Below are 11,831 nucleotides of genomic sequence, written 5' to 3'. Positions count from 1 at the left end.
GTGTCCTGACCCTACAAATATTTGGGCACCACACAGCTTTTATGCTCGATGTGGTGTGCGAACTCGTCGCGGAAATGCTTGATGAAGCTGCGTACCGGCATGGCGGCAGCATCGCCCAGGGCGCAAATGGTGCGGCCCATGATGTTGTGCGCGACCGAATCGAGCACGTCCAGGTCTTCCGGACGGCCCTGGCCATTTTCAATGCGCGCCAGCATGCGATACAGCCAGCCCGTGCCTTCGCGGCAAGGGGTGCACTGCCCGCAGCTTTCTTCAAAATAGAAATAAGACAGGCGCAGCAGCGACTTGACCATGCAGCGGGTTTCATCCATGACGATGACCGCGCCCGAGCCCAGCATGGAACCCGCCTTGGCGATCGAGTCGTAGTCCATATTGGTCTGCATCATGATGTCGGCGGGCAGCACCGGCGCGCTGGACCCGCCTGGAATCACCGCCTTGAGCTTGCGGCCGCCGCGCATGCCGCCGGCCAGCTCCAGCAACTTGCTGAACGGCGTGCCCAGGGGAATTTCGTAGTTGCCGGGAAGTTCGACGTCGCCGGAAATCGAAAACAGCTTGGTGCCTCCGGCGTTGGCAACGCCAATGTCCAGGTATTCTTGCGCACTGTGGCGGAAGATCCAGGGCACCGCGGCAAACGTCTCGGTGTTGTTGATGGTGGTGGGCTTGCCGTACAGGCCAAAGCTGGCTGGAAACGGCGGCTTGAAGCGCGGCTGCCCTTTCTTGCCTTCCAGCGATTCCAGCAAAGCGGTTTCTTCGCCGCAGATGTAGGCGCCGTAGCCATGGAAGGCATGCAGCTGGAAGTTGAATTCGGAACCCAGGATCTTGTCGCCCAGGAAGCCCGCCGCGCGCGCCTGCTCCAACGCCTCTTCGAAGCGTTCGTAGATTTCGAAGATTTCACCGTGGATGTAGTTGTAGCCCACGGTAATGCCCATGGCGTAGGCGGCAATGGCCATGCCTTCGATCACGATGTGCGGATTGAAGCGCAGGATATCGCGGTCTTTGAATGTACCGGGCTCGCCCTCGTCGGAGTTGCACACCAGATACTTCTGGCCCGGCAGAGTGCGGGGCATGAAGCTCCACTTCAGGCCGGTGGGGAAACCCGCGCCGCCCCGGCCGCGCAGACTGGAGGCCTTGACTTCGGCAATGACGTCGTCCGGCGTCATGCCGGTGGTCAGGATCTTGCGCAGGGCTTCGTAGCCGCCGCGCTTGACGTAGTCTTCAAGGCCCCAGTTGCTGCCGTCCAGCCCGGCCACAATCTGCGGATTGATGTGCCGATCGTGAAAGATCATGCTGGCCGACAGCTCGGTGCCGGGATTGGGCGTCAAGCCCTGGGAAAACTGCTGCAATAGGCCCGGCGCGTTCATGCCGACTCCCCGTGCTGTTTAAGTTCTTCGACCATGGCGTCGATTTTTTCCGACGACATGCGTACACACATATGCCTGTTGTTCATGAGCATCACCGGCGAATCGCCACATGCCCCCATGCACTCGCCTTCCATCAGCGTGAACAGGCCATCGGGCGTGGTTTCGTGAAAATCGATACCCAGCTTCTGCTTCAGATAGTCGGCCGCCTTGACGCCGTCGCGCAAGGCACAGGGCAGGTTCGTGCAGACGGTGATCTTGAAGCGGCCCACGGGGTGGGTATTGAACATGTTGTAGAAGGTGGCGACTTCCTGCACCGCAATGGCCGGCACACGCAGGTAGGCGGCGACATCAGCGATGACGTCGGTCGAGACCCACCCTTTTTCTTCCTGTGCAATGGTCAGCGCCGCCATGATGGCGGACTGTTGCTGGTCGTCCGGGAACTTGGTGAGTTCCCGGTCGATTTTTCGATAGGCTTGTTCGGAAAGCAGCATAATTTGAATCCGGTTTTTACCTTGGCTTGCGCCGATTAACGGTCGATTTCGCCAAACACAATGTCTTGCGTCCCAATAATGGTGACGGCGTCGGCAATCATGTGCCCCCGCGACATTTCATCCAGGGACTGCAGGTGGGCAAAGCCGGGCGCGCGTATCTTCACGCGGTACGGCTTGTTGGCCCCGTCGGACACCATGTAGATGCCGAACTCGCCCTTGGGGTGTTCGACGCCGGCATAGGTTTCGCCCGCGGGCACATGCATGCCTTCGGTAAAGAGCTTGAAGTGGTGGATCAGGTCTTCCATGCCGGTCTTCATGCGTTCGCGGCTGGGCGGCGCGATCTTGTGGTTGTCGATGATGACCGGGCCGGGGTTATTGCGTAGCCATTCCACGCACTGGCGAATAATGCGATTGCTTTCGCGCATTTCGGCAATGCGCACCAGATAGCGGTCATAGCAATCGCCATTGGTGCCCACGGGAATGTCGAAATCAAGGCGATCGTAGACTTCGTAGGGCTGGTGCCTGCGCAGATCCCACTCGACGCCCGAGCCGCGCAGCATGGGGCCGGTAAAGCCCAGCGCCTTGGCGCGATCGGGATCGACCACGCCAATGCCTACCAGGCGCTGCTTCCAGATACGGTTATCGGTCAGCAGGGTTTCGTACTCGTCCACGCAGGTGGGGAAACGGTTGGTGAAGTCCTCGATGAAGTCCAGCAGCGAGCCCGAACGCGCGTCGTTCATGGCGCGCAGTTCTTTCTCGCCGCGGTACTTGCTGGATTGCCCGTACTGCGGCATGGCGTCGGGCAGGTCGCGGTAGACGCCGCCCGGACGATAATAAGCGGCGTGCATGCGCGCGCCCGATACCGCCTCGTAGCAGTCCATCAGGTCTTCGCGTTCGCGGAAGGCATACAGGAACACCGCCATGGCGCCCACGTCGAGCGCGTGCGACCCCAGCGACATCAGGTGGTTCAGCAAGCGCGTGATTTCGTCGAACATGACGCGGATGTACTGCGCGCGCAAAGGCGCCTTGATGCCCAGCAGGTTTTCAACCGCCATCACATAGGCGTGCTCGTTGCACATCATGGACACATAGTCCAGGCGGTCCATATAGGGCAGCGCCTGCAAAAAGGTTTTGTGCTCGGCCAGCTTCTCGGTGGCCCGATGCAGCAAGCCGATGTGCGGATCGGCACGCTGGATGACCTCGCCGTCCAGCTCCAGGACCAGACGCAGCACGCCGTGCGCAGCCGGATGCTGGGGACCAAAGTTCAGTGTGTAGTTTTTGATTTCAGCCATGTTCTAGCGCCCTGCTCCGTAGCCTGCTTCACGCACGACACGCGGCGTGATTTCGCGCGGTTCGATGGTGACGGGTTGGTAGACCACCCGTTTCTGTTCTGTGTCGTAGCGCATTTCCACATTGCCCGAGAGCGGGAAATCCTTGCGGAACGGATGCCCGATGAAACCGTAGTCGGTCAAGATGCGGCGCAGGTCGGGGTGGCCTTCGAACACGATGCCGTACAGATCGAAGGCTTCGCGCTCGAACCAGTTGACCGAGGGCCAGACATCGACCAGCGACGGAATAACGGGGAATTCGTCATTGGGGACATAGACGCGCACCCGCAAGCGCCAGTTGCGCTTGACCGACAGCAGGTGCAGCACCACGGCGAAGCGCTGCGGATGCGCAGCGGCGGCGGCCGGATAAGTGGGCGCGCCCCAGGCGGAATAGTCCATGCCGCACAGGTCGATGCAGGTATCGAAACCCAGCGTGTCGTTGTCGCGCAAAGCGGTGCAGACATCGATCCAGTTCTTGGCGGGGACTTCAAGCGTGAGTTCGTTCAGGGCCAGCTTCAGCGCAACGGATTCACCGAAGGCGGCCTGCAGATTAGTGTGTAGCGTTTCGAGCCGAGTCATAATTCAAGCAGTTCAACGTTAAAGGTGACAGCCACAGGGCCTAGCGCGCAATGGTGTTGGTAAGCCGGATCTTGTTCTGCATTTGCAGCAGGCCGTACACCAGGGCTTCCGCCGTGGGCGGGCAGCCCGGCACGTAGACATCGACAGGAACGATACGGTCGCAGCCGCGCACCACCGAATAGGAATAATGGTAGTAGCCGCCACCGTTGGCACAGGAGCCCATGGAAACCACCCAGCGCGGCTCGGGCATCTGGTCGTAGACCTTGCGCAGCGCCGGCGCCATCTTGTTGCACAGCGTGCCCGCCACGATCATCAGGTCGGACTGGCGCGGGCTGGGACGAAAAATAATGCCGAACTGGTCAAGGTCGTAACGCGCCGCGCCCGCGTGCATCATTTCGACCGCACAACAGGCCAGGCCAAACGTCATGGGCCACAGCGAACCCGTTTTGGCCCAGTTCAGGAACTTGTCTGCGCTGGTGGTTATAAAACCTTCTTTCATGATGCCATCAATAGCCATAATTTACCTTTAGCCTTGTTCCGAAGCGCCCTGGAGCGGGGCTGGACACCTGCCGCTTACTCCCAATCGAGCGCGCCTTTCTTCCACTCGTAGATGAAACCCACGGTGAGAATGGCCAGAAACACCAGAACCGTCCAGAAACCGACCATGCCTATGGTGCCGTTGGCCATGGCCCACGGAAACAGGAAAGCGATTTCCAGGTCAAACATAATGAACAGGATCGCAACCAGGTAATAGCGAACGTCGAACTTCATGCGCGAGTCGCCGAAGGCTTCGAAACCGCATTCGTATTGCGAGAGCTTTTCGTCGTAAGGGCGGTGCGGGCCCAGCAGCCTGCCTGCGCCCAGCAGGGCAAAGCCAATACAGGTTGCCACGACGATAAACAGCAGAACGGGAAAGTACTGTTGCAGATTCATGCTGCGCATCCAATCACGATAAGTAAACTTCTGGATTGTAGCATTTTGAGAGCGTCATTCTGCTGAATAACCCTAAGCTGAAACATGTTGGCAGTCTGCGCACAACAGTCTGAAAAGGCCAACACAAAAGCCACCCCTAGGGGTGGCTTTTGTTGGCAGGCTTGCGCCTGCCTGCGTTCCACGACGGCCCGGCAAAGCCGGACCGTTCAGATGCATAGGCTAGCTATGCAATCCGATTAGAACTGGTGGCGAACACCGACGCCGACAGCGGTCGACTTGGTGTCGTCGATGCCGTACAGGTCTTTAGCATACGAACCGTAAGCGTACACGTTGGTGCGCTTGGACAGTGCGTAGGTGTAGCCCAGGCTGTAGATGTTTTGCTTTTCGTAGTCAACGCCGTTGTTGTCGTCGAAATCAGCCATGGCCCACGAAGCCATAATCTTGCCAGCACCCAGAGGAGCGCTCAGGCCGACAGTGTACAGGTTGGCGTCACGGCCGCTTTCGTACATGGTGCCAGTGGGGGCGCCTGCGATACCGTAGCTGTAGCCACCGATCCAACCGTCACGCGTTTGGCCGAAACCAGCGTGCAGCTTGACGATTTCGAAGTCGTAGCTCAAGCCCAAGTTCCACTGTTTGACTTTCTCGTCAACCGTGTCGTTCTTGACTTGGTCGTACGTCAGAGCAGCACCGATGGGGCCGTTTGCATAGCGCAGACCGGTGGTGACGCCCTTGTCGTTGTCTTCTTCGATACCGTCAACATCCCACTCTTGGGCGCCGTTGGTGTTGAAGGAATAACCAACGCCGAACTGGAAGCCCGAGAAGTTGGGGGTTTGGTACATGACCATGTTGTCCCAACGGACGGTGTTGGACGAACCGAAGGTCGCACCGACGTTGGCTTGGCCGAAGCTGGCGCCGAAGGGGCTGGCTACGTCAGCAAAGTACTTGGACGCGATGTTGGTTTGGCGGCCCAGATCCAGACGGCCCCAGCTGTCGCCTTGCAGACCGATGGTGGCATGACGACCAAACATACGGTCATCTTGAGCGCCGTAGCCGGTCGAGCTGTCGAAACCGTTTTCCAGTTGGAAAACAGCTTGCAGGCCATCGCCCAGATCTTCAGTGCCTTTCAGGCCCCAGCGGCTGCCGGACTGAACACCGTTGATAAGGCCGACTTTCTTGGCATCGGTGTCACCAACTTCAACTTTGTTGTAGCCGATACCGGTATCGATAATACCGTACAGGGTGACCGATGTTTCTGCCTGGGCAACGCCGAAAAAGCCGACGGTGAGAGCAGCAGCGAGCAGAGTCTTTTTCATGTAAGAAATCTCCGTAGATTTGAGTAACTAGAGCAGCGACTACTTGTTTGCACTGTGCTGCTGCTCTTTCCAACTCCGCGATGGGAAGTTGGTGCTATTGCATCAAAATTCCAGCCTGCTGGCTATTATCCTGTTGGGAAACGTGGCGTTTTTTGCACAGGCTGTAGGCTTTTAGCAACAAAACAGCGTTTTTGCCGGTAAATTATAAGGGTTTACCCTTGTTTTGAATGTGGCGGACGCACCACAAAAAAACGCGCCTTTGTACTTACAGCGTCATTTTAAGTATTTACCGCAAGCGCTTGTTTTTAATGGGGGTTTCAAGGTTGTGCCAAACCCTGTTTTTTCTTCGAGTTTTCAGAGATTTACATTCCCGGAGCGCTCAAAAACGGCGTAAATGATTATCCCAGGCCAGGCCGTCCGTCCTGGCTATCTGTTGCGCCTGCTCCCGGCCCGCCATGGAATACGTCAATACCCCCTCGCCGCTGCTGACAAGAAATCCCCCGGCGGGCGCGGGCGCGACGCCGCAGCCGTCGAAAACCGGCGTGCTGCCCAGGCAGCGGCCGCTCTGCGCATCCCAATACGCCACCAGCCCGCCCACGGGACTGCTGGTCGCCACGGTCAGGCCGTCATGGCTGACCGCCAGCGAGCCGACGTAGTTCCGCATGCTGCGCAGGACGTCGCTCGCGCCGGTGAACAAATCCGGCGCCGCGCCGCGCCGGTGCCGCCCCACCAGCGCAGGCTGCTCGTGCGCCGGGCCAGTATGCTGGCAGCCGAACCAGACCGCGCCTGTGCCATCCACGACCATATGCCGGATGGAAAGCCGGCTCAAGGCCTTATCCAGATAAACCTGCTCCAGCAGATCGCCGCTTGCTATATCTATATAGGCAAGCGAAGGCTGCATGGTGTCGGCATTCAACTGCAGCTTGCCATAATCGGGATGCGTCAAGATGCCGCCATTGGCCACGCATACCGTGCCCCCGTCAGGCATCAGCACCACTTCATGCGGCCCAACGCCGTAGGTGGAAAATTCGCCCACGCGCCGGTAAGCACCGCGCGGGCTGGCGTCATAGATACCCAGCACGCCACGGCCCGCCTCGTAGTCATTTTCAGTCGCCAGCATCAACTGGCCATCGGGCGAGTACACGCCATGGCCGAAAAAATGGCGGCCCGGCGCCACGTCCAGGGATTGAAGGGCTTGTTCGCCCGCGACATCGAAAGCCACGGCAAAGAAGCCCGGCTGCCGGCCGAAAGCGACCGCCCGCCCGCGCGCGGCGTCAATGGCAAAGCTGTGGCCCCGGCCAGGCAGGGGAAGCACCTGCTGATCGCGCCCCTGGCCGTCGAGCAGCGCCGCTTCGAATCGGCCGGCGTGTTGGCGCGCCGCCAGATAGCGTGCCGCCCCGATACCGGGCAAGGGGGCGGCGCCATCCGCAGCACTGCGTGCCCAGGCCAAGCCTGTTGCCAGCGCACCCGCCCCGCTGGCGGCCAGCAAGGCCAGAAAACGGCGGCGATCAATCTCCATCAAGGGCATTGAAACCTATCCTTACGCCAAATGCCGGCGCCATGTGTTCATCCACCATGACCTTGGCGTTCTTGAGCAGCAAGCTTGCCAGGGTCAGTTGACGATAACCCTCGGCACTGTGCACCAACTGCTGGGCATCGCCCCGCATGGCAGAAAAATCATCGCGCGCCCGCTGCAATTCCTCTTGCACATTGCGGTCCACCCAGGCTTCGTCATGGCCATATTGATAAGCGCCCGCCTGGTAAAACTTGATCATGCCTTGCACCGCGGCCCCCATGGCCCGGGCCGACAGGCCGCTGCGCCAGAACGGCGCGCGCTTGTACTGAGCGGCCTCCGGGCTGTCGCCCAATACCGGCAGCAGCTTTACATCGCGCGCAAACTGCAGGCCGGTGGACAGCGCCTTGATGGCTTCGCCCGCCACTTCTTGCTGGCTGCGATACAAGGTGCTGTCGGGCAAGGGCCTGCTGAACTGCCGGGCATATTCGCCACCCGGCATCCAGGCCTGGACCAGCTCGGCGCCCACGGCGGCCAGATTGCCGGCAACGGCCGCCGCGTAATCGCAGGCGGCGGCGTTTGACCTTGAGGCAGCGCCGGGTGAACCAGAAGCCCCGGCAGGCGCCGCCGCCCCACCGAAGGACAACACGCCGTTCTCTTTATAGAGCACATACTCCAATGCGGGCAGGCCTTGCAGCGCCACGCTGTGCGTCGCCAGCGCTTTCGCATCGGGCACGCTGTCCGGCTTGGCCAGCAGGCCTTGCACCTGGCGCAAGGTAACGCCGCGCGGATCCGGCCAGAAATAGATACGTTCGTAGCGGTTGGCCGCCACCAAGGGGCCGAAACGCAGGAACTCAATGCCCGACCACGCTTCGACGGTCTGCGCAAAGGCCTCGTCCAGCTGCCCGGCGCTGATGGAACCGGACGGCGCCCGCCCATCGCCGGCCTGGCCTGGCGCCGCCATCGCCGCTGCCGCGCCAGGCGCATCTTGCTGCGCCGGCAGCGCGCACCAGGCCTGCAGGCTGGCTTGCAACTGGCGCGCCGATGCCTGAAAGCCTTGCATGGCGGGGGCAATGTAATCCTGGACCAGGCGTTCGCCATAATCGGCGGGCAGCTCGCCCGCCTGCGCCAGGCCGCCGCCAGCAAGCAGCACGGCACCGGCCAGCACCCGTGTCCTGGCAGCCAGGCTCAGCCGCGCCCGCAACCCACGGCTTGGCAAAGCCGCGCTGCCCTGCTGCCGTCTGTTGAAGACCCGTGGTCGCCTGTCCGCGCACTTGATGAAATCAGCCATGATGTGATTGCGGCTCCTGTATTTGATAGCGATCCTGATGATTTACAGCGATTCCAGAAAGCGGATCAGGTCGGCTCGCTGCTCGGGGCTCATGTCCACCACGCGATCACGCGCGGCCTGCGCTTCGCCGCCATGCCACAAGATGGCTTCCAGCAAAGTGCGAGCCCGCCCGTCATGCAGCCAGGTCGCATTCGGATTCACGGTTTTGGTCAGGCCTATGCCCCATAGCGGCGGCGTGCGCCATTCGCGGCCGCTGGCATCGCCTTCATCCTGCCCATCGGCCAGCCCCGCCCCCATGTCGTGCAACAGCAGATCGGTGTACGGCCAGATCAGTTGAAACCGGTGCTCGGCCCGCTTGGCATCGCGGCGGGTGACATACTTGGGCACATGGCAGGCAATACAGTTGGCAGCGTAAAACAACTGTTTGCCCGCCAGAACGCGCGGGTCATCAACATCGCGCCGCTGCGGCAAGGCCAGATTCTGCGAGTAAACCGTCACAAAATCCATCAGGCGTGCCGGCACCTCGTGCTCGCCCAGATGGGGCTGGGCGCCATGCGGCATGCCGTGGCAAGCCTGCTGCGCCGGCGTGCAATCGCCGAAGTGGCTGGGGAACATAGGCGTCGACAGCCCCATATCGCCCGAAAAGGCATTGGCCGACTGATGTTCGACCGTAGGCTGGCCCGCCTTCCAATTGAAGCGCCCCAGCACACGCTGGCCCGTGCGGGGATCGGTGACCCAGTTGGGCCGGCCCGAAATGCCGTCGCCATGATCACGGCCGGCATGCGCCAGAATATCGTCCTGATGTATGGCTTCCAGCAGGCCCAGCCCCAGCATGGGCGGAGCCAGCCGGGGCGACAGGCGCGTATCCGGATGCAAAGGCCCATAAGCCAGGTTGTCGATCCGATAGGCAGGCCGCATCAGCACGGCGGTTTCACCACCATTGAGCGCGACCGGCTCTTCCTGGTAGCTGATGCGTATCTGTCCCTCGGCAGGCAGGCCCGCCACGGCAAAGGGTTGCAACTGATGGCCATACACCGGGTCGGGCCGCGACGCGACCTCGCCCTGGTCCAGCCGCTTGCGCGCATCGGCCGAACTGTCCGGCAAAGACAGGCGGACCAGCAAGGCGACCGCATCATTTTGCTCCAGGGGATCGAAGCCGGGCACAGTACCCCGGCCGTCTTTCACATGGCAGCCCTGACAGGAGCGTGCATTGAACAGCGGGCCCAGCCCGTCGGAGGCCTGGGTCGATGCGGGCGAGGACACCCAGTCTTTACGGAACAAGCCGTTGCCCACCATGAATTCCTGCCGTCCCTCGAAATCGAGGTTGGCGGCCGGGTGCGAGAAAATATCCGCATTGATGAGCTTTTGCACCGTCCCCGCGCCGCCCTGCATCGACTCGAACGGTTCCGCAGCCGTAAAGCCGGCAGCCGCCTTCGTAATATGCGCGACCCGCTCTTTATCCTTGGCATCGAGGTCATCGCGGTGCTCCAGAGGGCCGGCCGACGCTGCCAGCGCGGCGCCCAGCGCAGTCAAACCAATAATCCGTTTCACACTTGTTCTACTCGCCGAGCCGGTTTCGTGGACAGTATGCGCCTTGCGGCGCGCACCTATTGAAACACAGCGTTGGGGTTATCCAGACTGTCGGAGCCTTCCAGTTCGATGCTGCCCAGCTCCAGCGCGGCAATCACGCGCTCGATGCTGCGGGTCTGGGCCACCAGCCCATCGATCACCGCCTGCACCACCGCATTGCCTTCGGCATTGCCCTGGGCAATCATCTGGTCATAGGTTTCGACGTTTTCAGCGCGGTCTTTCATGGCCTGCATGGCCTTGAGCGTGTCATTCAGCTTGCCGCGCACTTCGCCGTCCAGCTTGGCATCGCGCGACTTGACCAACTCGGACAGGCTGGCGCCCTTGACCTGCGAACCGTCCACGCGCTCGTACCGGCCCAGATAGACATTCATCATGCCCACCTGGTTGTAAAAATGGGAGTTATGCGTATTGTCGGAAAAGCAGTCGTGTTCTTCTTCAGGATCATGCAGCATCAGGCCCAGCTTGATGCGTTCGCCCGCCAGTTCCCCGTATGACAGGCTGCCCAGGCCGGTGAGCATGGCGATCAGGCCCGCCTTGGGGTCTTCCTGAACAGCCTGGCGCGCGGCGCCATCGGCTTGCCATTCACCGACCATGTCTTCCAGATCGGCCACCAGCATATCGGTAACCACTTTCAAGTATTGGCCACGGCGCTCGCAGTGGCCGTTGGTGCAGTGGGCGGGATCAAAATCCGTATGCGGGCGATTGCCTGCATGGCGCTCTTGCGGCGTGCCGGTCCGGCCGGCGGGCGCCGGGCCTGTCCCGTTCAGATCCTGGCCCCACAGCAGGAACTCGATGGCATGATAGCCAATGGCCACATTAGCCTCGTGGCCGTCCGCCTCGTGCAGGCCATCGCGCAGCAACTCGGCCGTAATCTCGGATGCATCCACCTGCTTGCCCCCCACTTTCAAAGCGGGATTGGCAATCACGTTGACGGCATAATAAGCATTGGTGTCCGACTCGGTGCCGTACGAGGCATCGACATAATCGATCAAGCCTTCGTCCAGGGGCCAGGCGTTCACACTGCCCTCCCAATCGTCGACAATCGCGTTGCCGAAACGATAGGCTTCGGTTTGCTGGTAAGGCACGCGGGCCTTCAACCAGGCGCTGCGCGCGGCCGCCAGAGTTTGCGGGCTGGGCTGGCTGACCAAGGCGCCGACTGACTTCTGCAGGACCTGGGCGGTCGCCAGGGCATCCTGGTATTCGGCCAGCGCCACATCCGCGTAGGTTTTGACCACGGCCTTCGGCTCGACAGCGGCAGACGCCGCGGCGGTGCCCAAGCATGCGGCCAGACCCGCCCCCCATAATAATTTGCGCATAGCGATCCCCCGAATGCTTTGATGTAACGGTAAGCTCGCCAGTTTAAACGATATTGATTCCCAATACCGATATTGATTCCGAATAGGGGATTTTTGCC

Annotated in this window: 11 protein-coding genes; all 11 read right to left on the bottom strand. The window is 61.0% G+C overall.

All coding sequences use genetic code 11. The features are described from left to right. Nucleotides 1–11: 11 nt before the first annotated feature. Nucleotides 12–1,379, bottom strand: coding sequence for an NADH-quinone oxidoreductase subunit NuoF (gene nuoF / locus RE432_RS10640; RefSeq protein WP_310933388.1), 1,368 nt, complete (start codon nt 1,377–1,379; stop codon nt 12–14). Then, nucleotides 1,376–1,870, bottom strand: a complete 495-nt coding sequence (gene nuoE / locus RE432_RS10635; RefSeq protein ID WP_310933387.1) for an NADH-quinone oxidoreductase subunit NuoE — start codon at nt 1,868–1,870, stop codon at nt 1,376–1,378. The genes nuoF and nuoE overlap by 4 nt, the downstream gene beginning before the upstream one ends. A 35-nt stretch (nt 1,871–1,905) precedes the next feature. Further along, nucleotides 1,906–3,162: an NADH-quinone oxidoreductase subunit D gene (locus RE432_RS10630; RefSeq protein ID WP_310933386.1), complete on the bottom strand. Its 1,257-nt coding sequence runs from the start codon at nt 3,160–3,162 to the stop codon at nt 1,906–1,908. Nucleotides 3,163–3,165: 3 nt separating this feature from the next. Then, a complete protein-coding gene (locus RE432_RS10625) occupies nt 3,166–3,777 on the bottom strand; it encodes an NADH-quinone oxidoreductase subunit C (protein ID WP_310933385.1) in 612 nt (203 codons plus the stop codon). A gap of 40 nt (nt 3,778–3,817) precedes the next feature. Next, nucleotides 3,818–4,294: an NADH-quinone oxidoreductase subunit B family protein gene (locus RE432_RS10620; RefSeq protein WP_013742839.1), complete on the bottom strand. Its 477-nt coding sequence runs from the start codon at nt 4,292–4,294 to the stop codon at nt 3,818–3,820. 56 nt (nt 4,295–4,350) lie between these two features. Next, on the bottom strand, nt 4,351–4,710 hold the full coding sequence (locus RE432_RS10615; RefSeq protein WP_310933384.1) for an NADH-quinone oxidoreductase subunit A: 360 nt from the start codon (nt 4,708–4,710) through the stop codon (nt 4,351–4,353). A gap of 236 nt (nt 4,711–4,946) precedes the next feature. Beyond that, on the bottom strand, nt 4,947–6,023 hold the full coding sequence (locus tag RE432_RS10610; RefSeq protein WP_310933383.1) for a porin: 1,077 nt from the start codon (nt 6,021–6,023) through the stop codon (nt 4,947–4,949). Between the two features lie 379 nt (nt 6,024–6,402). Continuing rightward, complete coding sequence (locus tag RE432_RS10605; protein WP_310934204.1) at nt 6,403–7,542, bottom strand: DUF1513 domain-containing protein; 1,140 nt, start codon at nt 7,540–7,542, stop codon at nt 6,403–6,405. Continuing rightward, nucleotides 7,532–8,650: an imelysin family protein gene (locus RE432_RS10600; RefSeq protein WP_409079865.1), complete on the bottom strand. Its 1,119-nt coding sequence runs from the start codon at nt 8,648–8,650 to the stop codon at nt 7,532–7,534. The genes RE432_RS10605 and RE432_RS10600 overlap by 11 nt, the downstream gene beginning before the upstream one ends. Before the next feature lie 219 nt (nt 8,651–8,869). Next, nucleotides 8,870–10,219 (bottom strand): di-heme oxidoredictase family protein, encoded by a 1,350-nt coding sequence (locus tag RE432_RS10595; RefSeq protein WP_310934202.1) that lies wholly within the window; start codon nt 10,217–10,219, stop codon nt 8,870–8,872. 215 nt (nt 10,220–10,434) lie between these two features. Then, nucleotides 10,435–11,733 (bottom strand): imelysin family protein, encoded by a 1,299-nt coding sequence (locus RE432_RS10590; RefSeq protein WP_310933381.1) that lies wholly within the window; start codon nt 11,731–11,733, stop codon nt 10,435–10,437. Nucleotides 11,734–11,831 lie beyond the last annotated feature (98 nt).

It is taken from the genome of Pusillimonas sp. SM2304 (genome assembly GCF_031628915.1).
In the GTDB taxonomy this organism is placed as follows: domain Bacteria; phylum Pseudomonadota; class Gammaproteobacteria; order Burkholderiales; family Burkholderiaceae_B; genus Pusillimonas_C.
Note: the sequence above shows the minus strand (reverse complement) of the source record. Positions and strands in the feature narration are given on the sequence as shown.